29 protein-coding genes are annotated in these 26,060 nt (G+C 59.0%); 12 read left to right on the top strand and 17 right to left on the bottom strand.

All coding sequences use genetic code 11. From position 1 onward, the window contains the following. Window positions 1-118: 118 nt before the first annotated feature. Together HYX42_RS20335 and tsaE are read right to left on the bottom strand one after the other, a co-directional pair. Window positions 119-1,531, bottom strand: a complete 1,413-nt coding sequence (locus HYX42_RS20335) for an N-acetylmuramoyl-L-alanine amidase (protein WP_293406558.1) — start codon at window positions 1,529-1,531, stop codon at window positions 119-121. Further along, the gene (tsaE, locus tag HYX42_RS20330; RefSeq protein ID WP_293406556.1) at window positions 1,528-2,022 is read right to left on the bottom strand and encodes a tRNA (adenosine(37)-N6)-threonylcarbamoyltransferase complex ATPase subunit type 1 TsaE; all 495 of its coding nucleotides are present in this window, start codon (window positions 2,020-2,022) and stop codon (window positions 1,528-1,530) included. The genes HYX42_RS20335 and tsaE overlap by 4 nt, the downstream gene beginning before the upstream one ends. Here tsaE and queG point away from each other — a divergent pair. Both queG and HYX42_RS20320 read left to right on the top strand, forming a co-directional pair. Next, complete coding sequence (gene queG / locus HYX42_RS20325; RefSeq protein WP_293406554.1) at window positions 2,005-3,144, top strand: tRNA epoxyqueuosine(34) reductase QueG; 1,140 nt, start codon at window positions 2,005-2,007, stop codon at window positions 3,142-3,144. The genes tsaE and queG overlap by 18 nt on opposite strands. Before the next feature lie 193 nt (window positions 3,145-3,337). Then, window positions 3,338-3,526 carry a type II toxin-antitoxin system Phd/YefM family antitoxin gene (locus HYX42_RS20320; protein WP_293406552.1) on the top strand — a complete coding sequence of 63 codons (189 nt, stop codon included), beginning with the start codon at window positions 3,338-3,340 and terminating at the stop codon, window positions 3,524-3,526. Window positions 3,527-3,547: 21 nt separating this feature from the next. Here HYX42_RS20320 and HYX42_RS20315 read toward each other — a convergent pair whose 3' ends face one another. After that, window positions 3,548-4,453 (bottom strand): AEC family transporter, encoded by a 906-nt coding sequence (locus HYX42_RS20315; RefSeq protein ID WP_293406550.1) that lies wholly within the window; start codon window positions 4,451-4,453, stop codon window positions 3,548-3,550. Window positions 4,454-4,574: 121 nt separating this feature from the next. Here HYX42_RS20315 and HYX42_RS20310 point away from each other — a divergent pair, with 121 nt between their 5' ends. Both HYX42_RS20310 and xerD read left to right on the top strand, forming a co-directional pair. Beyond that, on the top strand, window positions 4,575-5,555 hold the full coding sequence (locus tag HYX42_RS20310) for a tripartite tricarboxylate transporter substrate binding protein BugE (RefSeq protein ID WP_293406548.1): 981 nt from the start codon (window positions 4,575-4,577) through the stop codon (window positions 5,553-5,555). Between the two features lie 86 nt (window positions 5,556-5,641). Next, window positions 5,642-6,544, top strand: a complete 903-nt coding sequence (gene xerD, locus HYX42_RS20305; protein WP_293406546.1) for a site-specific tyrosine recombinase XerD — start codon at window positions 5,642-5,644, stop codon at window positions 6,542-6,544. A gap of 99 nt (window positions 6,545-6,643) precedes the next feature. Here the strand turns inward: xerD and HYX42_RS20300 are convergent, their stop codons facing one another. Beyond that, complete coding sequence (locus tag HYX42_RS20300; protein WP_293406544.1) at window positions 6,644-7,915, bottom strand: class I SAM-dependent methyltransferase; 1,272 nt, start codon at window positions 7,913-7,915, stop codon at window positions 6,644-6,646. A gap of 52 nt (window positions 7,916-7,967) precedes the next feature. Beyond that, a complete protein-coding gene (locus HYX42_RS20295; protein ID WP_293406542.1) occupies window positions 7,968-8,840 on the bottom strand; it encodes a ferritin-like domain-containing protein in 873 nt (290 codons plus the stop codon). A 111-nt stretch (window positions 8,841-8,951) separates the two neighbouring features. Between HYX42_RS20295 and HYX42_RS20290 the strand changes: the two genes are divergently transcribed. Together HYX42_RS20290 and HYX42_RS20285 are read left to right on the top strand one after the other, a co-directional pair. Next, on the top strand, window positions 8,952-9,476 hold the full coding sequence (locus HYX42_RS20290) for a gamma carbonic anhydrase family protein (protein WP_293406540.1): 525 nt from the start codon (window positions 8,952-8,954) through the stop codon (window positions 9,474-9,476). 24 nt (window positions 9,477-9,500) lie between these two features. Continuing rightward, window positions 9,501-10,469 (top strand): Hsp33 family molecular chaperone HslO, encoded by a 969-nt coding sequence (locus HYX42_RS20285; RefSeq protein WP_293406538.1) that lies wholly within the window; start codon window positions 9,501-9,503, stop codon window positions 10,467-10,469. Window positions 10,470-10,930: 461 nt separating this feature from the next. Here the strand turns inward: HYX42_RS20285 and HYX42_RS20280 are convergent, their stop codons facing one another. The 5 genes from HYX42_RS20280 to HYX42_RS20260 are packed head-to-tail and all read right to left on the bottom strand — an operon-like array spanning window position 10,931 to window position 15,375. After that, entirely contained in the window at window positions 10,931-11,206 is a 276-nt protein-coding gene (locus HYX42_RS20280; RefSeq protein WP_293406536.1) for a septum formation initiator family protein, read from the bottom strand. Window positions 11,207-11,220: 14 nt separating this feature from the next. After that, window positions 11,221-12,507 (bottom strand): phosphopyruvate hydratase, encoded by a 1,287-nt coding sequence (gene eno / locus HYX42_RS20275; RefSeq protein ID WP_293406534.1) that lies wholly within the window; start codon window positions 12,505-12,507, stop codon window positions 11,221-11,223. A gap of 44 nt (window positions 12,508-12,551) precedes the next feature. After that, window positions 12,552-12,842 (bottom strand): DUF1330 domain-containing protein, encoded by a 291-nt coding sequence (locus tag HYX42_RS20270; RefSeq protein ID WP_293406532.1) that lies wholly within the window; start codon window positions 12,840-12,842, stop codon window positions 12,552-12,554. 11 nt (window positions 12,843-12,853) lie between these two features. Then, the gene (gene kdsA, locus HYX42_RS20265) at window positions 12,854-13,711 is read right to left on the bottom strand and encodes a 3-deoxy-8-phosphooctulonate synthase (protein ID WP_293406530.1); all 858 of its coding nucleotides are present in this window, start codon (window positions 13,709-13,711) and stop codon (window positions 12,854-12,856) included. Next, a complete protein-coding gene (locus tag HYX42_RS20260) occupies window positions 13,708-15,375 on the bottom strand; it encodes a CTP synthase (RefSeq protein WP_293406528.1) in 1,668 nt (555 codons plus the stop codon). The genes kdsA and HYX42_RS20260 overlap by 4 nt, the downstream gene beginning before the upstream one ends. Before the next feature lie 102 nt (window positions 15,376-15,477). On the opposite strand from HYX42_RS20260, the gene coaBC reads away from it, so the two are divergent. From coaBC to HYX42_RS20245, 3 genes are all read left to right on the top strand, one after another. Beyond that, window positions 15,478-16,749, top strand: a complete 1,272-nt coding sequence (gene coaBC, locus HYX42_RS20255; RefSeq protein ID WP_293406526.1) for a bifunctional phosphopantothenoylcysteine decarboxylase/phosphopantothenate--cysteine ligase CoaBC — start codon at window positions 15,478-15,480, stop codon at window positions 16,747-16,749. A 41-nt stretch (window positions 16,750-16,790) separates the two neighbouring features. Further along, window positions 16,791-17,237, top strand: a complete 447-nt coding sequence (dut, locus tag HYX42_RS20250) for a dUTP diphosphatase (protein ID WP_293406524.1) — start codon at window positions 16,791-16,793, stop codon at window positions 17,235-17,237. Window positions 17,238-17,404: 167 nt separating this feature from the next. Continuing rightward, window positions 17,405-17,944, top strand: a complete 540-nt coding sequence (locus tag HYX42_RS20245) for a glycine zipper 2TM domain-containing protein (protein WP_293406522.1) — start codon at window positions 17,405-17,407, stop codon at window positions 17,942-17,944. Between the two features lie 52 nt (window positions 17,945-17,996). Here HYX42_RS20245 and HYX42_RS20240 read toward each other — a convergent pair whose 3' ends face one another. Further along, the gene (locus HYX42_RS20240; RefSeq protein WP_293406520.1) at window positions 17,997-18,521 is read right to left on the bottom strand and encodes a peptidylprolyl isomerase; all 525 of its coding nucleotides are present in this window, start codon (window positions 18,519-18,521) and stop codon (window positions 17,997-17,999) included. A gap of 14 nt (window positions 18,522-18,535) precedes the next feature. Here HYX42_RS20240 and HYX42_RS20235 point away from each other — a divergent pair, with 14 nt between their 5' ends. The 3 genes from HYX42_RS20235 (at window position 18,536) to HYX42_RS20225 (ending at window position 20,763) form a co-directional block, all read left to right on the top strand. Continuing rightward, window positions 18,536-19,729, top strand: coding sequence for a cupin domain-containing protein (locus tag HYX42_RS20235; RefSeq protein WP_293406518.1), 1,194 nt, complete (start codon window positions 18,536-18,538; stop codon window positions 19,727-19,729). A gap of 32 nt (window positions 19,730-19,761) precedes the next feature. Next, complete coding sequence (locus HYX42_RS20230) at window positions 19,762-20,271, top strand: hypothetical protein (protein ID WP_293406516.1); 510 nt, start codon at window positions 19,762-19,764, stop codon at window positions 20,269-20,271. Window positions 20,272-20,502: 231 nt separating this feature from the next. After that, the gene (locus HYX42_RS20225) at window positions 20,503-20,763 is read left to right on the top strand and encodes a hypothetical protein (RefSeq protein WP_293406514.1); all 261 of its coding nucleotides are present in this window, start codon (window positions 20,503-20,505) and stop codon (window positions 20,761-20,763) included. An 83-nt stretch (window positions 20,764-20,846) separates the two neighbouring features. On the opposite strand, the gene HYX42_RS20220 is transcribed toward HYX42_RS20225, so the two are convergent. The 6 genes from HYX42_RS20220 to HYX42_RS20195 form a co-directional block, all read right to left on the bottom strand. Then, window positions 20,847-21,620 carry an MBL fold metallo-hydrolase gene (locus tag HYX42_RS20220; RefSeq protein WP_293406512.1) on the bottom strand — a complete coding sequence of 258 codons (774 nt, stop codon included), beginning with the start codon at window positions 21,618-21,620 and terminating at the stop codon, window positions 20,847-20,849. A 51-nt stretch (window positions 21,621-21,671) separates the two neighbouring features. Continuing rightward, window positions 21,672-22,751, bottom strand: coding sequence for an outer membrane protein assembly factor BamC (bamC, locus tag HYX42_RS20215; protein ID WP_293406827.1), 1,080 nt, complete (start codon window positions 22,749-22,751; stop codon window positions 21,672-21,674). A 93-nt stretch (window positions 22,752-22,844) separates the two neighbouring features. After that, window positions 22,845-23,729: a 4-hydroxy-tetrahydrodipicolinate synthase gene (gene dapA / locus HYX42_RS20210; RefSeq protein ID WP_293406510.1), complete on the bottom strand. Its 885-nt coding sequence runs from the start codon at window positions 23,727-23,729 to the stop codon at window positions 22,845-22,847. A 109-nt stretch (window positions 23,730-23,838) separates the two neighbouring features. Continuing rightward, window positions 23,839-24,423 carry a bifunctional 2-polyprenyl-6-hydroxyphenol methylase/3-demethylubiquinol 3-O-methyltransferase UbiG gene (locus HYX42_RS20205; RefSeq protein WP_293406508.1) on the bottom strand — a complete coding sequence of 195 codons (585 nt, stop codon included), beginning with the start codon at window positions 24,421-24,423 and terminating at the stop codon, window positions 23,839-23,841. Window positions 24,424-24,592: 169 nt separating this feature from the next. Beyond that, complete coding sequence (locus tag HYX42_RS20200) at window positions 24,593-24,724, bottom strand: hypothetical protein (protein WP_293406840.1); 132 nt, start codon at window positions 24,722-24,724, stop codon at window positions 24,593-24,595. A 1-nt stretch (window position 24,725) separates the two neighbouring features. Beyond that, a complete protein-coding gene (locus HYX42_RS20195) occupies window positions 24,726-25,967 on the bottom strand; it encodes an MFS transporter (protein WP_293406506.1) in 1,242 nt (413 codons plus the stop codon). Between the last annotated feature and the right edge of the window lie 93 nt (window positions 25,968-26,060).

Raw genomic sequence — 26,060 nt, 5'->3', positions numbered from 1 at the left:
AGATGTGGAGCAGGCCCTGACCTGTAGGAGAATACCGCCGCAAACTGTCGGTCCCGTGTGTTGAAGTGCAACATCCTGTGCGCTCTGTCACACCTTGAGGTGCGGAAGATGCAGCGCGCTATATCTGGCGGTTACGTGCGAGGGGTGGGTTGCGTGCAAAGTAGCGGCCAATGCCGCGCATCAGCGCATCGGCCAGTTGCACCTGGTATTCGTCGCTGCGCAGTTTGGCTTCTTCATCGGGATTGCTGATGAAGGCGGTTTCAACCAGCACGCTGGGAATGTCGGGTGCCTTGAGCACTGCAAACCCTGCCTGCTCAACCCTGGCCTTGTGCAGTTTGCCGACGGCGCCTATCTCGCCGAGCATGGCGGTACCGAGCTTGAGGCTGTCGTTGATCTGCGCGGTTGTGCTCATGTCGAGCAGTGCCTTCTGCACCTGCGCGTCTTTGGCCTTCACATTGACGCCACCCACCAGGTCGGCTGAATTTTCCTTGTCGGCCATCCAGCGTGCGGCGCTGCTTGAAGCGCCCTTGTCGCTGAGCGCAAACACACTCGCGCCCTGCGGCCGCGGCGTGAAGAAGGCGTCGGCATGAATGCTGATGAACAGGTCGGCCTGTACACGCCGCGCCTTTTGCACGCGTATATGCAGCGGCACAAAAAAATCTGCATCGCGCGTGAGGTAAGCGCGCATATTGGGCTGCTGGTTGATGCGGTCACGCAGGCGATGTGCAATCTGCAGCACCACGTCTTTCTCCCGCGTGCCGCCGGGGCCGATGGCGCCGGGGTCTTCGCCGCCGTGGCCGGGGTCCAGCGCCACGATGACGAGGCGGTCAGTTTTTGCACCAGGGGTTGCCGCCACGGCTGCAGGGGGAATGCTGGCCGCGGCGGGGGGCGTTGCCCTGTCTGCCGGCCGTGCGGCGGCAGAGCCTGACGATCGTGGTGGTGGTGCAGGCCTGCCAGCCTGTTGTGCAATCAGGTCACCCAGCGGGTCATGTGCCGGTGCGGCTGGCGCGGTGCCTTCATTGCCTGCAGTTCGCGCGGGCGGCGCATTTCTATCGGCCAGCTTTTCGGCAATCAGTGCTTCCAGCGGGTCGGCCGTCTGGGTGGGGTAAAGGTCCAGCACCAGCCGGTATTTGTAGGCGGCCACGGGTGCCAGGGTGAAGACCTGCGGCAGTATGGGCTGCTTCAGGTCAATCACCAGGCGCACCACGCCCGGTGCGTTCTGCCCAACCCGTATGCCCTGGATGTTGGGGTCATCCGACTTGACCTTGGCCACCAGTTCGCGCAGGGCCGGTATCAGGTCTATGCCTTCAATATCCACGGCCAGGCGTGGCGGCTCTGACACAAAAAACTGCTTCGTCTTGATCTCGCCATCCGATTCAATCGTCAGGCGCGTGTAGTCTTTGGACGGCCAGACACGCACCGCCACAATCGATGCGCCGCGTGCAATGTGATGCGCGCCCAGCGCCAGCACCACGCTGCCGAGTTGCAGCGCCTTGCGGCGGGTGATGGGGGCGGGCTGGGGCTTGTTCATGTGATCAGCTCCGCACCTCTGGGGGTATTTGCCGTCATCGTCACTGTGCGCGAATCGTCTGCCTGCAGTTCGATGGCGAGCAGCAGGTCTGGCCTGGGCAGGTGCCCGGCGGCTTTCTCGGGCCACTCGACCAGCTTGAGGCCGGGTGCGCCAAAGATGTCGCGAAAACCGGCTTCTTCCCATTCGTCAGGGTCGTTGAAGCGGTAGAAGTCAAAGTGCCAGATGTCCAGAGGCTGATTCAGCGGTGAGGTTTCGAGCGCGTAGGACTCCACCACAGCGTAGGTCGGGCTCTTGATGCGACCCTGCACCCCCAGGGCGGCCAGCAGGTGGCGCGCAAAGGTGGTTTTGCCTGCACCCAGGTCGCCATGCAGCTCGATCAGCGCATTGGCGATGGCAGGCTGCTTTGCCAGTGCCGATGCGAACGCCTGCGTGGCCGTTTCATCCGGCCAGGCGATCCTTTTTACAATCGGCAAGTGAGTGTCAACAGTCATCAGGGTAGTCAGGAACTCGTCAATCAGATTGGGGGCTGGGCGCGCGAGCTTGGATTCTCGCAAATCGGCATTGCAGACGTTGATCTCTCGTCTGCCGAACCTGGATTATCAGCCTGGCTCGCAGCCGGCTTTCATGGTGACATGCATTACATGGCCTCGCACGGGCTGAAGCGGGCAAGACCTGCAGAGCTGATTCCGGGCACCGTCAGTGTCATCACCGCGCGCATGGACTATCTGCCGGCGGCTACACCGGTGGAGTCCGGGCAATGGCAGGCGCTTGAGTTCAGCCGGCTTGGCCGGCCGACCGAAGCTGTTGTATCGGTGTACGCCAGGGGGCGCGATTACCACAAGGTCATGCGCAACCGGCTGCAAAAGCTGGGTGAGCGCATCTCCGCCCATGTCGGCAGCTTCGGGCACCGCGCCTTCACCGATTCGGCGCCGGTGCTCGAAGCCGAACTGGCCGCGCGATCCGGCCAGGGCTGGCGCGGCAAACACACGCTGCTACTGAACCGCGAAGCCGGGTCCATGTTTTTTCTGGGCGAGATTTATGTAGACCTCGCGCTGCCGCACAGCGAGCCGGTCACGCCGCACTGCGGCAGTTGCACGTCGTGCATCGATGTCTGCCCCACGCAGGCCATCATCGCGCCACACAAGCTGGATGCCCGGCGATGCATCTCTTACCTGACCATAGAGCACGATGGCCCGATTCCGCTGGAGTTGCGCCCGCTCATGGGCAACCGCATTTACGGCTGTGACGATTGCCAACTGGTGTGCCCGTGGAACAAGTTCGCGCAGCGCAGCGCCTTGCCCGACTTTGACGAGCGGCAGGGGCTCACCGGCCAGCAACTGGTGACGCTGTTTGCCTGGACCGAAGCGGAGTTCCTGGGTTTTACCGAAGGCAGCGCCATACGCCGCATAGGCCACGAGCGATGGCTGCGCAACATCGCAGTCGCTATGGGTAACGCCTTGCGGCGCGCTGATGCGCAGGCTGACGCGAATGAGAAAGAACTCGCGTCCATTCGCACAGCCCTCTTGGCGCGGCTGGATGGAGCAACCGCACTGGTGCGTGAGCACATCGAATGGGCGCTTGAACCGGTTTCCCTGGATGCCGTGATTCGATAAATGCTACGTTTTTAATAGCTTCTCACGTGCGTATTCATTGGCTTGCAGCCATTTTTGATACTTAAAAGTGGCATTTTTCGGGCTTTTTGAGCCTCCAGCAATCGATTTGAATGACCTGTTGATGGCTGAAAACAGCTGTAATAGCTAAAATAGCTAAAATAGCTAAAATAGCCGTTTTAACCAGGGGCAACTCATGAGCACTTTCTCTGCACTCGAAGCCAAAAATCGTCTGGGCCAGATCATTGACACTGCCCAGCGCGAGCCCGTCACCATCACCCGCCATGGCCGGCCGGCGGTTGTGGTGCTGGCAGTTCAGGAATACGAGGCCTTGCTGGCTGGGACCTCGACATTCCTTCGTTTGCAGAAGCCGCCCGCGCTTTGACGCAAAAAACCTGCGCCGCTGCTAGCGAAGAATTCCCAGCGCAAACGGCAGGCTGACCACGCCCAGCATGGTCGACAGTGTGACCAGGCCCGCCACATAGGCGCCGTTGTAGCCCATGCGCGCTGCCAGCACATAGGCGCTTGACGACGTGGGCAGCGCAGAGAAAGCCAGCAGCATGGTGGTTTGCACCGGCGACAGCCCGAACAGCCGTGACAGTCCCCACGCCAGCAGCGGCAACATCAGGTGCTTGATGGACAGCAGCGCCACCGTCAGGGTTCTTGATTGGGCGAGATGGGCGAACTGCAGGCCCGCGCCAGCAGCCATCAGGCCAAGTGCAAGGGATGCAGCGCCAATTCGCGTGATGGTGGGCTCCAGCCAGAACGGAATCGTAAAGCCCAGCAGGTTGGCTGCCAGCCCCGACACGGTGGCGATGATGAGCGGGTTGCGCAGCAGTTCAGCCGCAAGGTTGCGCTGCGCATGTCGGGCCATGGGCCATACCGCAGCGACGTTGAACAGCGGCACGCATACGCCGATCAGAACGGCAATCAGTTGCAGGCCCTGGCTGCCGGCGAGCTTGTCGGCCAGCGCCAGCGCGATGAACGAGTTGAAACGAAACGCAATCTGCGCGCTGGCCGCATGTTCCCGCCTGTCCATGTGTTTGCCCAGCCAGGGCAGGTGGGGCAGGCTGTAGGCCAGCGCGATGCCGCACAGGCCCAGCAAAAGGCCTGCGCTGATCAGGCCGGAGGTGGCGCGAAGGTCCAGCGGGCTTTTGACGATGGACTGGAACAGCAGCACGGGAAACAGGAAGAAGTACACCAGGCTTTCGACCTTCTCCCAGACCGAACGATTGAGCGCGGTGTACCTGCAGACCAGGTAGCCGCAGATGATGAGCGAGAAGTCGGGAAAGAGGAGTTGCGCGTAATTCACTGCTGAAGAATAACCTTGAAAAATCTGGCGAATCGGGGTTTGCCCTTATGCGTAATCCACAACTGCGGGGCGTACTTCTTGCACGTAACATGCAGGCTGTTTTTACTTGAAGGACCAGATCATGCAACGTCGCCGCCTATTCGCCCTGTCAACCCTCTCCGCCCTTGTGCTGGCGACATCCGCTGCTTCCGTGCTGGCCCAGAGCTACCCCAACAAGGTCATCAAGCTGCAGGTGCCTTTTGCACCCGGTGGCACTACCGACATCGTGGCCCGCGTCATCGCTGACCCGCTGGGCAAGGTGCTTGGCCAGAACGTCATCGTTGAAAACAAGGCTGGCGGCGGCGGCGTGATCGGCGCGACAGAAATCGCACGTTCTGCGCCGGACGGCTACACGCTGGGTGTGGCGACCGTCTCCACCACGGCGGCCAACCCGGCCATCAACCCCAAGATCACCTACAACACGTTGACTGACTTCACGCCCATCATCAACATTGCTGCGACGCCCAACATCATTGCGGTGCACCCGAGCTTTCCGGCGAAGAACTACAAGGAGTTCATCGCCGAGATCAAGAAGAACCCCGGCAAGTATTCCTATTCGTCGTCCGGCACGGGCGGCATCGGCCACCTGCAGATGGAACTGTATAAAAGCCTGAGCGGTGCATTCGTAACGCACATTCCCTACCGTGGCGCGGGCCCTGCGCTGAACGACACCGTTGCGGGACAGGTCAACATGATTTTTGACAACCTGCCGTCGGCCTTGCCCTTCATCCAGCAAAAGCGCCTGATCCCCATTGTGGTAGCCGCGCCCCAGCGCCTTGCGGTGCTGCCTGATGTGCCGACCTTTAAGGAGTTGGGCCTGGAGCCGGTGAACCGCATGGCTTATTACGGCATTCTTGGACCCAAGGGCCTGCCGAAAGAAGTCGTTGACAAGGTCAGCGCAGGCGTGAAGAAGTCACTGGAAGATCCGACAGTGCGCAAGCGCATCGAGGACACCGGTTCGCTCATCGTCGCCAACACGCCAGAGCAGTTCACGGCGCAGATCAAGGCCGAGTTTGAGGTCTACAAAAAGGTGGTGGACTCCGCCAAGCTCAAGCTCGACTGACCGCCAGACCATTCATCTCGATAAGCCGCCGAGCAGGTTTTGCCCGGCGGCTTTTTTTCGCCCGGATTTTTGGTAAGGTCGGCAGCATGCATTCCGCCAGCCAGTCCAGCATTGACGCCTTCATAGATGCCCTGTGGCTGGAGGACGGTTTGTCGAAGAACACACTGGCGGCTTACAGGCGGGACCTGTCGCTGTATGCGGACTGGCTGGGTGCGAAAGAGCAGCGAGGGCGCAGGATTGACGACACGGTAGAAATCGACCTGAACCGCTATTTCGCTGCCAGGCATGCCGCGACAAAAGCGACCTCGGCCAATCGCCGCCTGACTGTGTTCAAACGCTACTTCCGCTGGGCATTGCGTGAGCGGCTGCTCAGTGCCGACCCGACCCTGAAACTTCAGTCCGCCAAACAGGCCCTGCGCGTGCCCAAGGTCATGAGTGAGTCGCAGGTGGAGGCGCTGCTCGCTGCACCGTCGGAAGACACGCCACTGGGCCTGCGTGATCGGGCCATGCTGGAATTGATGTACGCCAGCGGCCTGCGCGTCAGTGAACTCGTCGGCCTCAAGACCTTTCATCTCGGCCTGAATGAAGGCGTGTTGCGTGTGATGGGCAAGGGGAACAAGGAAAGGCTCGTACCTTTCGGCCAGGTTGCGCGCGATGCTGTGGTGCTTTACATGGCGCAAGGGCGGCCGGCCATTCTTGGCGGCCAGCAGACAGACGACCTGTTCGTCACCGCACGCGGCAGCGGCATGACCCGCGTGATGTTCTGGATGCTGGTTAAAAAATACGCGCAGCTGGCGGGCATCCATTCACCGCTGTCGCCGCACACCCTGCGCCATGCATTTGCCACCCATTTGCTGAACCACGGTGCAGACCTGCGCGCGGTGCAGATGTTGTTGGGTCACGCCGATATTTCAACCACTACCATCTACACGCACGTAGCGCGTGAGCGGCTGAAAAACCTGCACGCACAACATCACCCCAGGGGTTGAAGAATGAAGCGCTGCCCTCTGTCGTTGCGGACTTGATCCGCAATCCATGCCAGACGAAGCGGGGATGGATCCCGGATCGGGTCCGGGATGACAGAAAGTTTATGGCTGGCGATATATATAGTCGCGGCTGAAAGGATAAACCGACTGCGCACCCTTGAGCCTGCCGCCAGCCAGGTCGCCTGATGGCCGCGTCGCCAGCATCTGGTGGAGTGAAATCCAGCCCTGCTCAAAACTCATGGCGCTGCCTGCAAGGTACAGGCGATAGGCGCGCAGCGTTTTTTCGGCGCGGTCATCGCCGCCATCCCTGGCCAGCACCTCGCGCGCCACATCCAGTTTTGTCTCAAGCGTGTCTGACCAGTCCCAGAGCGTTCGGGCATAGTGCGGCCGCAGGTTTTCCGTGTCCACCATCTCCAGCCCCGCGCGTGCCATGTGTTCAAGCACCGCGCTGACGTGCATCAACTCGCCACCGGGAAATATGTACTTCTCGATGAACTCCCCCATGCCGGCACCCAGCTGGCTGTTCTCCAGCCCACCGGCCGTGATGCCGTGGTTCATCACCAGACCTCCGGGAACAAGCAGCCTGAAAATTTTCGAGAAGTAGGCCGTCATGTTGGCGTGACCCACGTGTTCAAACATGCCCACTGAAGAAATCTTCTCAAAAGGCTGCTCCTCCTGCAGGTCGCGATAGTCGCGCAACTCAACACGGACACGGCCGCCCAGGCCTTTCTCGTCTATAAGCTTTTGCACATGCGCGTGCTGGTTTTTTGAAAGCGTGATGCCGGTGGCATCAACGCCGTAGTGCTCGGCTGCCCACATGAGGAGTGCGCCCCAGCCTGAGCCGATGTCCAGGTAGCGCTCGCCCGGCTTGAGCATCAGCTTGCGGCAGATATGGTCGAGCTTGGCCTCCTGCGCTTGCGCCAGGGTCATGTCTGCATCCCGATAGTAGGCGCAGGAGTAGACCCGGCGTGCATCCAGCCACAGTTCATAAAACGCATCCGACACGTCATAGTGAAACTGGATCTGGGCGGCGTCCCTGGCCTGGGTATGCGCCGCAAGGGATCTGGCCCTGCGCAGCAATTGCGAGAACCACCCCATATCGCTTTCAACCGGGTTGCCGGGAAGCAGGTGCGACACGACACTCATGACATCACGCATGCGTCCGTGGATATTGAGCTTGCCCTCGACATACTCTTCACCAAGGGCGCCAATTTCACCGGCCTTGAGTCGTGCCAGGCTGGTCCAGCTTGAAAAGTCCAGTTTGACCGGGGCATCCGTTGCCCCCACCACATTGCCCTCAGGCAATTGCAGGGCTACAGGAGGGGAGAGTCGGGTCAAACGGGATTCGATCTCGGGAATCAGGCGCTGGAACATGGGTAATTCCTTGTCAGGGCTTCAACAGCCAGTCATTTGGATTTCCAAAAGTTTATCGAATTTTGGGTAGATTGGCGCATTCAGGATCAGCTGTCGGGCCTGCCTGGCCCTGTGTAGTCAAAAGCATCAACTCTTCTTCGCTGAAACCCGCGTAGCGGCGGGCCTCCAGATTGAGAGGGCCTTTCATGCTCGGCGCGCCATATTGGCCGGCCAGTTTTGCATAGGTGGTTAAAGGGTCCATGCCGCGTTTCTGGCAAAGGTAGCGGTACCAGTGGTTGCCTATGGCAACATGCCCAATTTCATCGCGCAGGATGATGTCGAGGATGTCCACGGCGCGAAGCGCCTGTGGTGTGCCGACCCTGCGCAATTTGGCCTGCATGGGGGGCGTGGCATCCAGCCCCCGGGCTTCAAGGGTACGGGGCACCAGCGCCATGCGCGCGAGGATGTCGCCGCTGGTCTTCTCCGTCATGTCCCAAAGACCGGTATGTGCCGGGAAGTCGCCATAGTCATGCCCCATGCCTTGCAGATGCGTGCGCAGCAGGCTGAAATGCAGGGCTTCTTCCGAGGCTACCTTTAGCCAGTCCCGGTAGTAGGCTTGGGGCATGCCATCAAATCGCCAGATCGCATCGAGTGCGAGGTTGATGGCGTTGAATTCAATATGCGTGACAGAGTGAAGCAGGGCTGCCAGACCCTCAGCTGTGAAAGGTGAGCGTTTGGGTACGTCCAGATGGGACCTGAGCTCCGGGCTGTCGGGGCAGCCAGGCACGCCCCGGGGCTCCTCCAGTATGGTATCGGGGGCGATTAAAAGTGTGCTGAGTTGGGTCTGCAGGGATTGGGTCAGGCGCACCTTCGCGTCGGGATCCTTTTCGATGAGGGCCTGCATCGCCATCTGGCGCAACTCCATTGCTGGCGACTGGTCTGTCATGGCTCAATTGTGCTTTAAACCCCTTGTTGCACAGTCCGGAACAGGCAGGCCCCGGGTGCGGTCTTTACAATGGTTCGGCATCACTCCCACACCCCTACAGCGAAAACAGACATGGCCATCTACCAACTTGAAAATCTCGTTCCGTCCGTTCACCCCTCAGCGTGGGTTGCCGGGAATGCACAGGTCATGGGTCATGTGACCCTCGGACAGGATGTCAGCGTCTGGTTCGGAGTCGTGATTCGTGGCGATACATCGACCATCAGTGTCGGCAAGGGATCGAACATCCAGGACAACAGCGTCATGCATGCCGACGAAGGCAAGCCCCTGACGGTGGGTGAGAACGTGACGGTCGGCCACCAGGTCATGCTGCATGGCTGCACGATTGGCGACAACTCGCTGATCGGCATAGGCGCCATCGTGCTCAATGGGGCAAAGATTGGCAAAAACAGCCTCGTGGGTGCAGGGTCCCTGGTGACGGAAGGCAAGGAGTTCCCGGATGGGTCCATGATCATGGGCACGCCAGCCAAGGTGGTCCGGCAATTGAGCCCGGAGCAGATTGAGGGTTTAAAACAGAGCGCGGAGCACTATGTAGAGAATGCGGCGCGATACAAATCGGGACTGAAGAAGCTCGATTGAGCTGCCCGAATCTTTTTAATACTTATGTCAGAACTCCACAAATTCATTTTCGACGGACTGCCGGTACGCGGCATGCTGGTGCGCCTTACGGACTCATGGCAGGAAATACTTCGGCGCCGCAAGGCTGCCGGTGGCTACCCTGTGGAGGTGATGCACCTGCTGGGCGAAATGACTGCGGCAGCCACCCTGATGCAGGGCAACATCAAGTTCAATGGTGCGCTGATCCTGCAGATATTTGGCGACGGGCCGGTCAAGATTGCAGTCGCTGAAGTTCAGCCGGACCTGACGGTGCGTGCCACGGCGACCATCACCGGCACAGTGGATGCCGGAGCCACGCTGAGCGATCTGGTGAATGTCAATAACGAAGGGCGATGTGCCATCACGCTCGACCCCAAAGACAAGATGCCCGGCCAGCAGGCCTATCAAGGCGTGGTGCCACTGTTTGGCGACCAGCACGAAAAAATTGAAAATCTGGGCGAGGTGCTGGAGCACTACATGCTGCAAAGTGAGCAGCTGGACACCAAACTCATTCTGGCTGCGGATGGCAACATCGCGGCCGGCTTGCTGATCCAGCGTTTGCCCGTGAAGGGTGAGGGCAACCTTGAGGGGCAGGTTGACCGGGATGCCAACGAGGACCAGATCGGCATCAACGAAGACTACAACCGCATTGCCATGCTGGCGGCCACCCTCAAGCGTGAAGAGTTGTTGACGCTGGATGCCGACACGATTTTGCGCCGGCTGTTCTGGGAAGAACCCATTACCCGATTTGAGGTTCTGCAGCCGAGTTTTTCGTGCAGCTGCTCGCGTGAGCGTGTGAGCAACATGCTGCGCACGCTGGGTGCGGAAGAAATCGAAAGCGTGATTGCAGAACGCGGCAATGTGGGGGTCACCTGCGAGTTTTGCGGTGCGCAATACGACTTTGATCCGGTGGATGCTGCGCAGCTGTTTACCAACCCCGACAGGCAGCAACCGCCTACGGCAACGGTTCAGTAGTCCGATTTTTGCGACTGGCGAGCAGACCAGTCAACAACTGATGCTCGCATGCCGGGTCGCTGCATTTGTCGCATGTCCAGACCCACCGGGGGCTTTGCAAACTGGTTTGGTCTGCAAATGCTTTCTGCGCTGAAGCTGCAGGAATAGTTTGCGCTGGCAGTCTGCGCTGAATGGCCTGCAGGGCCTGGGCCAGGCATTCTTCGCTTGTGCCGTAAAGCACCTGGTATGAAATGTTGTGACGTTCAAGGTCTGACCTCAACAGCCGGTCTGTCTGGACATCATGGGCATGCGAACTGTCCGGGCCCAGGAGGAATGTCAGACCTTCGTTTCCGGCCGCTTCTACTGCGGTTTGTGGGGTGAAAATCTCAAGGGTTTGATCCTGGGATAGCAGTTGCCCAGACAGCTTTGTCCTGCTCAGGGTTGAGCCGCCGAGAAGCGTCACCCGCAGGGCGGGCGTGGCGCTATTTGTTGACCTGGACAAAAATCTCGTTGGGCTTGACCATGCCCAGTTCGCTGCGCGCTTTTTCCTCGACCATTTCAAGCCCTTCCTTGAGGTCCCGTACCTCGGCTGCGAGCTGCTCATTGGCTGCCTGGGCCTTGACGTTCTTCGCATTTTGCTCATCAAGGCGCTGCTGCATGCTGCGAACAGTGGGTATGCTGCCCCGGCCCAGCCACAGTTGCGCATGGAACAGGGCCAGCAGCGCAATCAGGATGGCAGGGACGAAGCGGTTTCCCAAGGCTGCCTTTTCAGTCAGCGCAGGTTATAAAAGGCAGCACGGCCGGGATACGACGCCACATCGCCCAGATCTTCTTCTATGCGCAGAAGCTGGTTGTACTTGGCCATGCGGTCAGAGCGCGACAGGGACCCGGTCTTGATCTGCCCTGCGTTCGTGCCGACAGCGATGTCTGCAATGGTGGTGTCTTCGGTTTCACCTGAACGATGCGAAATCACGGCGGTGTAGCCGGCGCGTTTGGCCATTTCGATGGCGGCAAAGGTTTCGGTCAGCGTGCCGATCTGGTTGATCTTGATCAGGATGGAGTTGGCAATCTTTTTGTCGATGCCTTCCTTGAGGATTTTGGTGTTGGTCACAAACAGGTCGTCACCGACCAGTTGCACCTTGCTGCCCAGGCGCTCGGTGAGTATCTTCCAGCCATCCCAGTCACCTTCGGCCATGCCGTCTTCAATGCTGATGATGGGGTATTTGTCGACCCAGGTGGCCAGCATGTCGGTCCATTGGGTGGCATCCAGGCTCAGGCTGCCTTCGCCGGCCAGCACGTACTTGCCGTCCTTGTAGAACTCGGAGGCGGCGCAATCGAGGCCGAGGGCGATTTGCTCACCAGCCACGAAGCCGGCTTTGTCGATGGCTTCCAGAATCATCTGGATGGCGGCTTCATGGCTGGGCACATTTGGCGCAAAACCGCCTTCATCACCCACGGCAACACTCATGCCCTTGTCATGCAGGATTTTCTTGAGCGCATGGAAAACTTCTGCACCGTAACGCACGGCTTCGCGAAAGCTGGGCGCGCCGACCGGAATGATCATCAGCTCCTGCAGGTCCAGGTTGTTGTTGGCGTGGGCGCCGCCGTTGACCACATTCATCATGGGTACGGGCATCTGCATGCCGCCGCTGCCGCCGAAGTAGCGGTAAAGCGGCAGGCCGGCTTCTTCGGCCGCTGCGCGTGCAACGGCCATGCTGACTGCCAGCATGGCGTTGGCGCCCAGGCGGGACTTGTTTTCTGTGCCGTCCAGGTCAATCAGGGTACGGTCCAGGAAAGCCTGTTCGCTCGCATCGAGGCCCAGAACAGCTTCGGAAATTTCGGTGTTGATATGCTCGACTGCCTTCAGTACACCTTTGCCGAGGTACCGCGACTTGTCGCCATCGCGCAGCTCAATGGCTTCACGCGAACCGGTGGATGCACCTGACGGCACAGCCGCACGGCCCATGACGCCGGATTCCAGCAGGACGTCGCATTCGACGGTTGGGTTGCCACGGCTGTCGAGAATTTCGCGGCCGACGATATCAACAATTGCGCTCATTTAGCTCTTTCAGTTCAATCAAAAAAGGGAAAAACTGGAACAAATCACACGCCTTCAACAAGCACCATTCGCATCACGGAGATGTCTCTACGGGCCTTGATGGCCGCTGCGTATTCGGTGGAGTTGTAGAAAGCCCTGGCTTGCGGGGCGTCCTGGAACTTGAGCAGCACCACCCTGCTGGGTGTCCAGTCGCCTTCAAGTACCTCAACCTTGCCGCCACGTATGCAGACTTCCGCGCCATGCTTTTGCATGGCAATGCCAGAGAGTTTTTTGTATTCTTCGTACGCCTCGGCGTTATTCACCGTGACATTGGCAATGATGTAGGCGGATGGCATCGAATGTTGTCTCAGGCGTTGAAGTTGTTTTCAAGAAAGCCGTTTTTCTTGGTCACTTGGTCCAGCGCCAGCAACGTTTCAAGCAGGGCTTTCATGTGTTTGAGGGGAACGGCATTGGGCCCGTCGCTCATGGCTTTTGCTGGGTCAGGATGTGTTTCCATGAAGAGGCCCGCAACGCCGACCGCAACTGCGGCGCGGGCCAGAACCGGCACCATTTCGCGTTGGCCACCACTACTGGTGCCATTGCCGCCCGGCAATTGCACAGAGTGTGTGGCATCAAACACTACAGGCGCTTTGGTCTCTCGCATGATGGCCAGGCTGCGCATGTCGGACACCAGGTTGTTGTAGCCAAAACTGGCGCCGCGTTCGCAGGCCATGAAGCTGTCTTCGTCAAGGCCTTTTTCACGCGCTGCAGCACGCGCCTTGTCGATGACGTTTTTCATGTCACCCGGTGCGAGGAACTGGCCTTTCTTGATGTTGACGGGCTTGCCCGATTGCGCCACGGCGTGAATGAAATCTGTCTGGCGGCAAAGAAAGGCGGGTGTCTGCAGTACATCGACCACGCTGGCTACTGTCGCTATGTCTGCTTCAGAATGCACATCCGTCAGTACCGGTACGCCCAGCTCGCGTTTCACCTTGGCCAGGATGTCCAGCCCTTTGACCATGCCCGGGCCACGAAAGCTGGTGCCGCTGGAGCGATTCGCCTTGTCGTAACTTGACTTGAAAATGAAGGGAATACCCAGCGAGGACGTGATCTCTTTCAGGGCGCCGGCGGTGTCCATCTGCAGCTGTTCAGACTCAATGACGCAGGGGCCTGCAATCAGGAAGAACGGCTTGTCAAGGCCGATATCAAAGCCACACAGCTTCATGCCACCACTTTCAGCGACTTGCCTTCTACCTGGTGGTCAAGCGTGGCCTTGATGTAGGCATTGAACAGGGGGTGGCCCGCCCACGGTGTGGATTTGAACTCCGGGTGGAACTGCACGCCTACATACCAGGGGTGCGTGGCTTGCGGCAACTCCACGATTTCCGTTAGTTGCTCCCGTTGCGTCAGCGCGGAAATGACAAGACCGGACTCGCGAAGCTGGTCAAGGTAATTCACATTGGCTTCATAACGGTGGCGGTGACGCTCGGTCACGACATCACCGTAGATCCTGTGTGCAAGCGTACCTTTGGCAACGTCTGAACTCTGCGCACCCAGACGCATGGTGTCGCCCAGATCCGACTGCGCATCGCGTGTCTTGATCGTGCCGTCATGGTCTTTCCATTCGGTGATGAGCGCAATGACAGGGTTGGGCGTGCCGGCATCGAACTCGGTGCTGTTGGCGTCTTTCAGTCCCGCGACATGCCGCGCAAATTCAATGGTCGCCACCTGCATGCCCAGGCAGATGCCGAGGTAAGGTACCTTGTTCTCACGTGCATATCGCGCCGCGCAGATCTTGCCTTCAACACCGCGGACGCCAAAGCCGCCAGGCACCAGGATGCCGTCAAATTTGGCCAGCCGCGAGACGTTGTCAGGCGTGATGGTTTCGGAGTCCACGTATTCAATCACCACCTTGGCGTGGTTTTTCATGCCGGCGTGGCGCAGGGCTTCGTTCAGGGACTTGTAACTGTCGCTGAGGTCCACATATTTGCCCACCATGGCGATGTTGACTTCCTTTTTGGGATGCTCGGTCTCGTATACAAGGTCATCCCAGCGCTTGAGGTTGGCGGGCGGTGTATTGAGGCGCAGCTTGTCGCAGATCAGTCCGTCAAGACCCTGCTCATGCAGCATGCGCGGTACCTTGTAGATGGTGTCCACGTCCCACATTGAAATGACGCCCCATTCAGGGACATTGGAGAACAACGAGATCTTGCTGCGTTCTTCCTGGGGGATGCGCCTGTCCGCACGGCAGAGCAGTACATCGGCCTGAATACCGATTTCACGCAGTTGCTTGGCGGTGTGCTGCGTGGGCTTGGTCTTGAGTTCGCCTGCAGCTGCAATCCATGGCACATAGCTCAGATGGACAAATGCCGTATTGTTTGCGCCCAGTCGCAGGCTCATCTGTCGCACGGCTTCCAGGAAGGGCAGGGATTCAATATCGCCGACCGTACCGCCGATTTCAACAATGGCAACATCCACTGCGTCCGGCGTTTCGTATCCGGCGCCGCGCTTGACGAACTCCTGGATTTCATTGGTGACGTGCGGGATGACCTGCACAGTCTTGCCGAGGTAGTCGCCTCGGCGTTCTTTTTCAAGCACGCTTTTGTAGATCTGCCCGGTGGTGAAATTGTTGGCCTTTTTCATGCGCGTTTCGATAAAACGCTCATAGTGGCCGAGGTCAAGATCAGTCTCTGCGCCGTCATCGGTCACGAAAACTTCGCCGTGCTGGAACGGCGACATGGTGCCGGGGTCTACGTTGAGGTAGGGGTCCAGCTTGATCAGGGTGACTTTGAGGCCTCGCGATTCGAGTAGCGCAGCGAGGGAGGCTGAGGCGATTCCCTTGCCCAGGGAAGACACCACACCGCCGGTGACGAAGACAAATTTGGTCATGTCAGGTACGAGCCGATAAGCTCGCAGAGGTGGGAAATGCTGATTATAGAGGGTCGGTTTTATCCGCGACCCTTACGCGGACAAACTGATACATTGCGGGGCATGACGAATCAAGCAAATGCAGCCACAGGCAGCGTGAATCCGGATGAGCCCCTTGATCTGGCGGGAAGACACATCCTTCTGGGACTGTCAGGCGGCATCGCCTGCTACAAGGCCGCCGAGTTATGCCGGGCATTGATCAAGGCAGGCGCGACGGTGCAGATAGTGATGACCGAAGCCGCAGAGCAATTCATCACGCCCGTCACCATGCAGGCATTAAGCGGCAGGACTGTCTATACAAGCCAGTGGGACAGCCGGGAGTCCAACAACATGGCTCACATCAATCTGTCGCGTGAAGCGGATGCCATCCTGATTGCACCCATGAGCGCTGACTTCATGGCAAAGCTGTTGCATGGAAGGGCTGACGATCTGCTCAGCCTGATGTGTCTTGCAAGGCCTATCGACAAGGTGCCCTTGCTGGTAGCACCCGCCATGAACCGCGAAATGTATGCGCATCCCGCGACGCAGCGCAACTTTGTGCAGCTGGAGGCGGATGGCGCAACCGTGCTGGGCGTGGGTACAGGGTTTCAGGCTTGTGGCGAAACGGGCGATGGGCGCATGCTGGAGCCCGACCAGATACTTGAGGACGTCATCAGTTTTTTTGCTCCCAAGGTTCTCGCTGGGCAGCATGTACTGATTACCGCCGGACCAACATATGAAGCGATAGACCCCGTGCGCGGCATCACCAACCTCTCAAGCGGCAAGATGGGTTTTGCGCTAGCGCGGGCCGCCCACGAGGCTGGCGCGCACGTCACCCTTGTGGCCGGGCCGGTTGCCCTGGCCACCCCTCGTGGGGTCAACAGGGTTGATGTCAAGTCCGCACAAAACATGTTTGACGCCGTGATGGCGCATGTTCAAGCTGCGACCGTTCTGGTCGCAGCTGCAGCTGTCGCCGACTGGCGCGTGGCAAAACCATCAGGGCAGAAAATAAAGAAGGACGCGTCGGGCCAGGCGCCGCAGCTTGTCTTTGAGGAAAATACGGACATTCTCGCTACGGTGGCCAGTTTGCCCCAGGCACAAGCCGGCAAATTGTATTGTGTGGGGTTCGCGGCGGAGAGTCACAATCTTGTTGAAAACGCGGAGGCCAAAAGGCTGCGGAAAAAAGTCCCGCTGCTTGTGGGCAATATCGGCCCCGATACTTTCGGACAGGACCACAACGCCTTGTTGCTTGTGGATGAAAAGGGCAGCAGGCAATTGCCACACGCTTCCAAACTCGCGCTGGCACGCCAGCTTGTGCGCGAGATAGCTGCTCGCTTGGCCGCATTCCCGTCCTGATCCGCACAGCTTTTTAACCATCTGGAAACACACAGGTATTCATGAAAATTGACGTCAAGATCATCGATCCTCGCCTTCAGGGCAATCTTCCGCAGTACGCCACGCCGGGCAGTGCGGGCCTTGATTTGCGCGCCTGTCTGGACGCGCCGCTAACCCTGGCTGCAAATGCGTGGCAACTGGTGCCCACGGGCATTGCCATTTACCTTCATGACCCGTCCTATGCTGCACTGATCCTTCCCAGATCGGGCCTTGGGCATAAACATGGCATCGTTCTCGGTAATCTTGTGGGCCTTATTGACAGTGATTACCAGGGCCAGTTGATGGTCAGTGCCTGGAATCGCAGCGATGTGCCTTTCACCATAGAGCCTTTAGAGCGCATTGCGCAACTGATGATCGTGCCGGTGGTGCAGGCCCAGTTCAATATAGTGACTGACTTCCCGGCGAGCGAAAGGGGTGAGGGCGGCTACGGCTCTACAGGTAAAAGGTAAACGCTTTACCTGCCGGCCATGTGAGGTGGACTTTCGCCTACATGCACGCTGAGGGCTATCCTAGGCCTCCACCCTCTATTGACCGATGCGCATAGCGACCACAGTCCATTTGAATAGGCACATCAGCGGTTTCGGCCGTGTTGATATCTTTTCAAAGGAGAAATCTCATGCGCTCAGCACATCGTTTTGGTTCAGCTATTGTTTCCGTGGTCATGGTGGCCGGATTGGCAGCTTGTGCCGCTCCCCCGGGCCCCACCTATCCCGTAGGAAACGCGTATCCGTCCGGATCAGCGTACCCATCCGGCACTGTTTATCCCGCAGGAACTGCCTACCCGACCTCAACCGCGCCAACAGCCTCCGTGGAGTATGGCCGCATCACGAATGTTGAAGTTGTTCGTACGCAGGCACCTGCAGGCAGCAACGCCGCCGGTACCATCATTGGCGGTATCGCCGGTGCAGTTATCGGTCACCAGATTGGTCAGGGCAGGGGCAGGGATCTTGCCACTATTGCCGGTGGTGTGGGCGGCGCGGTGGCAGGAAATGCCATTCAGCGTAACGCCAATGGCGGAGGTGCTGTAACTGACGTCTATCGTGTATCTGTACAGGTGGATAGCGGCGCATATCGCGCATACGACCTGTCCAATCCAGGCGACCTTCGTGCGGGTGATCGGGTGCGGATTGAGAATGGACAGATCCAGAGGATCTGACCCTCCGAAGTCAAAAAAAAGCGCCGACATGGCGCTTTTTTTATTGTTGAAGTTAGTGCAGGGTGCCGTTTCCGGGAAGGCTGGATTCCAGCCTGAAGAATCCGGTCCCCAGAGAGCCCTGACCTATTTCGGTTTCAGTCGCTTCCCGTACAGACTCCACCTTTAACGACAGGCGCAACGCAATGCCCGCGAGTGGATGGTTGCCATCCAGCACCACGTGTTCGGGATAGATTTCCGTCACCGTATAGATATTGTTTTGCGGTGTGTCAGGGCTGGAGCCCTGCGGCAGGGCGAATCCGTCGAAAGTCATGCCTTCTTCCAGTTCTGCCGGAAATATCTTGCGCGCCTCAAGAAATACCAGGTTTTCATCGTAATCGCCGAAGGCTTCTTCGGGCTCAAGATGCAGATCGACCTTGTCGCCGGCCTCGTGGCCCTGCAGCGCTTCTTCAATTTTTGCAAGCAGGTCATTGCCCCCAAGCAGGAACTCGACCGGCTCATCGAGTTCGTCGAGTACTTCGCCCAAGGTATCTTTCAGCGTCCACGTCAGGGCAACAACGCATTGAGGGGTGATTTTCATCGGACAATTGTCCCATGGATGTAAATCAGGCATTGCCCCTTCTGGCTGGACTCAGCCCCGCCCAATTCATGCGCCGTCATTGGCAAAAAAAGCCGCTTTTGGTCCGGGGTGCCATCCCGGGATTCAAGCCCATCCTTGACCGCAGCGAGCTGTTTGGTCTTGCTTCCCGCGAGGGCGTGGAGTCCCGTCTTGTCGTGCAGGGAAAATCCGGCTGGCGTATGAAACAGGGTCCTTTTGGGCCCCGTGCTTTGCCGGCACTCAAGCAGCCCGGCTGGTCTTTGCTTGTGCAGGGCGTTGATCTCCATGTGCGGAAAGCCCACGAACTGTTGCAGCAGTTCAGGTTTGTACCGGATGCGCGGCTGGATGACCTGATGATTTCCTTTGCCACGCCTGATGGCGGTGTGGGTCCGCACTTTGACAGTTATGACGTATTTTTGCTGCAGGCCAGTGGCCGCCGCCGCTGGAAAATCGGACGGCAAAAGGACTTCACGCTGCAGAGCGGGGTCCCCCTGAAGATATTGCAGAACTTCGAGCCCGAGCAGGAGTTTGTCCTGGAGGCGGGGGACATGCTCTACCTGCCTCCGCGTTACGCCCACGACGGTATTGCCGAGTCGGCAGACCCCGGCGATAAGGACGGCGGCTGCATGACCTATTCGATTGGTTTTCGCGCGCCCGCGCTGCAGGAACTGGGTTCGGCATTGCTGCACCGCATCGCTGATTTTGCTGAGGACGCTGCAGATGGCGACCCTGCAACAGGACGCCGTTCCGCAATGCCGCTTTTGTACCGTGACCCTGACCAGGCCGCCACTTCCACGCCGGCTGAAATACCGCAGGCTCTCGCGGGATTCGCCGAAAATGCCTTGCGCAGCGCACTGAAAGACCCATTGGCGCTGGCATGTGCTTTGGGTGAGTACATGACCGAACTGAAACCTTCGGTATGGTTTGACGAGCCAGATGAGGCCTGGCCATCCTCCGGTTGCGGGGTTTGTCTTGATGCCAAGAGCCGGATGATGTACGACGCGCACCATGTGTTTTTGAATGGTGAAAGTTATCGTGCGGGAGGGGTGGATGCCCGCCTCATGCGGCGGCTGGCTGACCGGAGAGCCCTGTCTGCGGCGGAAATGGCGAAAGCCAGCCTTCCAGCCAGGGAACTGCTGGCCGACTGGCATGACGCCGGCTGGGTGAGGACTGACCTGCAGTCAAATTGAGCTGCACGAAGTGATAACGCGGAGCGATAAAAATGGAAGTGTTAGATCTCTCTGGTGTACCCGCACTGCCCCTGGGCCGCTTTGATGGACCGATGGAGTTTGCAGATTTGATTCGCCGGGCTTTTGAGGTCGCGGCGAGCGAGGGATGGCGGGAGATCATTCTCAGTGACCGGAGTTTTGAAGACTGGCCTCTCGGAGAGCGCGCAGTGTCCCAGTCTCTCCATGCGTGGTCGCGATCAGGTCGGAAGTTGACCGTACTGGCGAAAAACTATGACGAACTGATACGCCGTCATGCCCGCTTCGTCACATGGCGGCGAACATGGGCGCACATCATTGATTGCCGCAGCAATACCTCCATGTCGGCAGACGATTTTCCCAGCGCGCTCTGGAGTCCGGCGTGGGTGTGCCAGCGTCTGGACCTGGACCGTTGTACCGGTATTTCGGGCGTCGAACCTGCCCGGCGCGTGCTCCTGCGCGAGCGCCTTGACGAGTGTCTGCGTCGCAGTTCCGCGGCCTTCCCTGCTACGACGCTGGGAATCTGAAGCACTGAATGGGGTGCATGCGTGCCCGTGAATCGGGTCTGCTGTGCACCATCGAAGGCGGCTACAGGGCTTAAACCGGGATTGGTGTAGTCCTTCATCCTGTGAATACTGGCTATAATCCGAAGTTGGGTAAAAGAGCTCGAGTCCTTTTGCCCGGTCATTCATGCCTGTGTCAGGCATGGACTGACAATTTCCGGAAATTGTTTTCTTTAATCATCAAGGATAGTAAAAATGAATAAGTCCCTCATCCTGGCAGCCGTGGTTGCTGCTGTTGCTCTCGCTGCTTGCGGCAAGAAAGAAGAAGCTCCAGCACCAGCGCCAGCTCCTGTGGCTGCTCCAGCTCCAGCACCAGCGGCTTCCTCGCCAGTTGCTGACGCTGCTGCCGCTGTCGCTTCTGCTGCTACCAGCCCTTCTTCCGGTGCTGCTGTTGCTGCACAAGCTGCTTCCGCTGCTGCTTCCGCTACCTCCGGTGGCCCAGCTGCTGCAAAGTAATACACACCGCGCCCAGGCGCAGTGAAAAAGCCACCGCAAGGTGGCTTTTTTTATGCCCCGGTTTTATCTGCCGGTGCGGTCCATCAGGCGTGCAGCCAGGGCGTGCCCCCGCCAGCGTCTGCGATAACGATCTCCCGTTCAGCGCACCCCAAAGCTGTTGCCATGGATGTTCGGGCCAGTGCGGGAAGATTGTTCTGTTTGCTCAGGTGTGCGGCGACCAGGTGCTTGAGTTTGGGGTGACAGACAGCGGCTGCAATCACTGCGGCGGCTTCGTTGGACAGATGCCCGAGATCTCCGCCCACGCGGCGTTTCAGGAAATAGGGATAGGCCGATCGGGCGAGCATGTCGCTGTCGTGGTTGCACTCCAGCACCAGCGCGTCACATGCCGAAAGATGATGAAGTACATGGGGCGTCGCGTGGCCCAGGTCTGTCACCACTGCAAGCTTTGCCGATCCGTCTGTGCAGGTGATCTGCAGGGGTTCGCGTGCATCATGGGGAACGGCGAAGGGCGTCACCTCCATTCCGCCGAGGTCAATCCTGCCGCCGTCGCGCGCGAAATGCAGGCGCCCTTCAAAATCGGGAGATCCGATGGCCGCATGTGTACCCCGGCTCATCCATACGGGAAGCCTGTAGCGCAATGACAGCGCCCTGGCGCACCCTATATGGTCACCGTGTTCATGGGTGATAAATACCGCATGAATGTCTTCTGCCTGCAGGCCAGCCTCTGCGAGTCGGTACTGAAGTTGCCTGATGCCCAGTCCGCAGTCAACCAGCAGCCTGAGTGGTGTCAAGCCGCCCGATTCGATGACTGTGGCGTTGCCCGAGCTGCCACTACCCAGGCTTTTGAATCGCAACACCCGTTTCAGTAACTTTGTAAACCTGTTTCGTGAGACGGGAGAGCCCGCCCCTTATTTGAGATCGTCTGAAATCACTTTCACGATGCGCTCTGCATTGGCGGATGCCTCGGCGGCACCCTGGGCATTCAGCACTGAAACGATGGTGGCGCTTCCCTGGCTTTTTACGGTGATACGGTACTTCAGGGGTGGAACCGAAGCTTCGGATCTGCTGAACAGCTTGCCGAAGAAACCCGGCTCTTTTTTGTCCGCCGTCGGTTCAACATAACGAACAAAGTAGGTGCCCTGGGCGCGGTCGCGGTCTTCAACGGTGAAGCCGGTCCGGTCAAGCGCCAGGCCGACGCGACGCCAGGCGCGGTCAAAATCCTCATCTATCTGCACCACAGGAACGCCATTCACGTTCCCTACGCGCGAACTCGGGCGTACAGGACCCGCAGAGGCCACCAGTGCCCTCGACTGCTCCTGGGTGACGCCAAGTTTGACCATCAGGCGGCGCAGGAATTCTGCTTCCAGTTCAGGGTCGGCCGGGCGCGGCTCCCAGACGGTGTTATCACCAGACTGCCCGGCATTGGTGTTCTTTGAGCGAACTGTTTCAATCATGCCGCGGTGGCTGATGTAAATCTCGGTTCCTCCGGCTGCATTGCGTTCAAGCCGGGTGCGGAACTTGTCGCGCTCACCGGTGGAGTACAGGCCATCAAAAACCTTGCCTATGGTGGCCCGGATGAAATCCTGCGGAATTTTTGCGCGATTTTCGGCGTAGTCGGTTTCCATGATCCCGATGTTTTGCTGGTCAAGCGCCAGCAGGAACCCGCCTTCCAGCCAGAAGTCGCGCACCGGGCTCCACAGCTGGTCAGCCGGGCGATTGACGACAAGCCAGCGCTGGTTGCCTGCACGTTCGATGCGCACATCGCCCAAGGTTGTAGCGGCTACTGGCGCATTTTGTGAAGACGCCTGGCCAATCTGGAAGGCATTTGCGCTGACGGTGGTACCGGGCACGACGTAACGGGTTTCCCTCGAAAGCTGTGTCAGGTCGGGCGGTACATCCAGAGAAGGTCCGGCCTTGCCATTGGATTTGTAATCAATCTTGTCGCCTGCCATCAGATCGCTGACGGTGGAGCAACCGGCCAACAGCATGGCTGCTGCCAGCAGGGACAGGCCTGCCAGGTGTTGTGCTGTCCGCAGGCCGCTGTGTTTTTGCAAAGTCTTCACTTGGGTTTTCCTTAAAATTCAGATCAGGCCGCAAAGGCGCAATGCGCCTTCCACGGTTGCTTCATTCGATGTTTCCAGGGGGGTCATGGGCAGGCGCAGGGTTGGGCCGCACAGTCCCATGCGCGCCATGGCCCATTTGACAGGTATGGGGTTCGCTTCCACGAAGAGGTGCTTGTGCAAGGGCAGCAGCTTCATCTGCAGTTCCATGGCGCGTTTCGAATCCCCGGCGACAGCTGCCTTGCAAAGTTCATGCATCAGGCGCGGCGCGACATTGGCCGTGACGCTGATATTGCCCTGGCCGCCACACAGCATGAGGGCAACGGCGGTCGGATCGTCACCCGAATACACGGCAAAGCCCTTGGGCACTTCCTTGATCAGCCACTGGGCGCGTTCGATATTGCCGGTGGCTTCCTTGATGCCGATGATGCCGGGCACCTGCGCCAGTCGCAGCACGGTGGCATGCGCCATATCGGCCACTGTCCGGCCCGGCACGTTGTACAGCACCACGGGGAGGTCGCCGGTGGCTTCTGCAATCGCCTTGAAGTGCTGGTACTGGCCTTCCTGGGTGGGCTTGTTGTAGTAAGGCACCACCTGCAACTGGCAATCAGCACCTACGCCGCGGGCAAATCTGGCAAGTTCAATAGCCTCTGCGGTTGAGTTGGCACCGCAGCCCGCCATGATGGGCACGCGCTTGTTGGCCTGCTCCACCGCAACCCGGATGATTTCACAGTGCTCTTCAACATTGACTGTGGGCGACTCACCGGTCGTGCCGACCACGCCCACGCAATCGGTGCCTTCGGCAATATGCCAGTCCACCAGCTTTCGCAGGCTGGGGTAATCAACCTTGCCGTCCTCAAGCAAGGGAGTAGCCAGTGCAACGATGCTGCCAGTAATGGTTTTCATGTCTTTTGGTAGTGTCCTGGAGTCAACCAGTCGGTCTCTTGTAAGGGCCGGAAGGCCAATTCAGCATTCTACCCAGAGCCAGGAGCCTGTTGATGATCTGTAACAGGCTCTAAGCCAGGTCATAACGCGCGGGTGCCGGCCTTGCAACATCGCCCGCGGCCTCCCGGACTGCCACAATTCGCTGGATAAAACGGGGCGACTCTCCATTGGGGGCCGCCATAAAACCATCTTCGTATGCCACGATGCGCAAGGCTTTACAAACTTCCAGCAATTCGCCGTGTCCGAGAAGGAAGTCTGACCTCGAAGGCTTGCCCACAGTTTCGTTGCCCTGGGTAAACGTTTCGTAAATCAGTACGCCACCGTTTGCCAGACTGGCCAGCAGTGTGGGCATCAGTGGCCGCCACAGGTAGTTGGTGACGATCACGCCTTCAAAGTGCCTCCCGGTAAACGGCCACGGCCCGTTTTCAATATCTGCCACTACCGCTTCGCAGGACTCAGTGGGCAGGGCGATCGAATCAACCGCCTCCTGCGACCTGTCTACAAGGGTGACAGGGTGTTGCCGTCCGTGGAACCATTTCGCATGGCGTCCACGGCCGCAGGCGACATCAAGAACCCTGCCTCCCGGTTTGACCAGGTGCGACCAGCGCTGAACCCATGGTGAAGCAGGCTCTGTTCCGTGCAAATTGCTCTGCATCAGTGTAGGTACTTCAAGTGGTTTGCCATCTCCGCGTCCATACCGTCCGAAGCGCCCGTGATTACTTTAATTTTCATAGCTGCTTGCGCTTGCGCGTGTTGGAGTGTTGGACATTGACCGTGTACTTGCTTCCAGCGCCGGGCCGTGCAACCTTTGAAGTCAGCAGGACCTAAAAACAGGCCCAGACCTGGTTGGCAAGTGTTACAAGAAAATCCGGCTGCGTGTACAGGGCAAACACGCCCAGGCAGGCCAGCACAGCGCCTGTCCAGGCTGTCAGCTTGAGCAGCATGGGCCGTGGCAAATCAGGCTCCCTGGCCCAGCGGCGCGGCCACCTTGCGCTGTATGGGCGCTTCCCTGATGGGCAGGTTGATCAACCCGGCAAAGATGCCCAAGCCGATGGTGATGTACCAGACGACGTCGTAGCTGCCCGTCTTGTCGTACAGGTAGCCGCCCAGCCACACGCCGAGGAATGAGCCTATCTGGTGGCTGAAAAAAATGAACCCGGCGAGCATCGACAAATGCTGCACGCCAAAGATCTGGGCCACCACGGCATTGGTAGGCGGTACGGTGGACAGCCACAACACACCCATCATGGCGGCGAAGATATACACACTCATGGGGCTGAGCGGCACCAGCAGGAAGACGCTGATAAACAGGGCGCGCAGGAAGTAGTTGGCGGCCAGGATGTTTTTCTTTTGCATCCTCTGGCCCAGCGCCCCGGCCGCATAGGTGCCGAACACATTGAAGAGGCCTATCAGGGCCAGCGCATAACCCGCGACCTGTGGTGACAGGCCCTTGTCTTTCAGGTAACTCGGCATGTGCACGCCGATAAAGACCACCTGGAAGCCGCACACAAAATAGCCCGCCATCAGCAGGCGGAAGCTCGGGTATTTGAAGGCCTCGCGCAGCGCCTGACCAATGGTCTGTTCACGTTTCGGTGTATGGGCGCCACCGAAACCGGCTTCGCGAAGACCCAGCGACAGCGGCACGATCAGCAGCACAGCGCCGCTGAGCAGCAGCAGCGCCTCTTTCCAGCCCATGTGGCTGATCAGGAAGCTTTCGGTGGGCACCATCAGGAACTGCCCGAACGAGCCCGCCGCAGCCGCCACACCCATGGCCCAGGAGCGCTTTTCAGCCGATACGTTGCGCCCGATCACGCCGTAAATCACTGCATAGGTGGTGCCGGCCTGGGCCGCACCAATCAAAACGCCGGTTGTCAGCGTGAACATCAGGCCGGTCGGCGACAGGGCCATGCCGGCCAGACCCAGCGCGTAGGCGATGGTGCCTGCTACCAGAATGCGAAAGGCGCCAAAACGGTCAGAAAACATGCCCGCCAGAATGCCGAAGACGCCCCAGGACAGGTTCTGTATGGCGATGGCGAACGCAAAAGTCTCACGCGTCCAGCCCTGTGCCTGGGTGATGGGTTGCAGCCACAGGCCGAAGCCGTGGCGTATGCCCATGGAGAGCGTCAGGATGGCGGCGCCGCAGGCCAGGACCTGCACGGTGGAGAGGTTTTTGCCTGAGGCAGGGGGGCTTGATGACATGCAGCGACTTTAACGAAAATACGTTTGGGCTGCCGCCACCCCCGCGGCAGTGAAACCGGTTTACTGTATATTTATACAGTATTTTTCATAGCA

The organism is Polaromonas sp. (assembly GCF_016185115.1).
In the GTDB taxonomy this organism is placed as follows: Bacteria; Pseudomonadota; Gammaproteobacteria; order Burkholderiales; family Burkholderiaceae_C; genus Polaromonas.
Note: the sequence above shows the minus strand (reverse complement) of the source record. Positions and strands in the feature narration are given on the sequence as shown.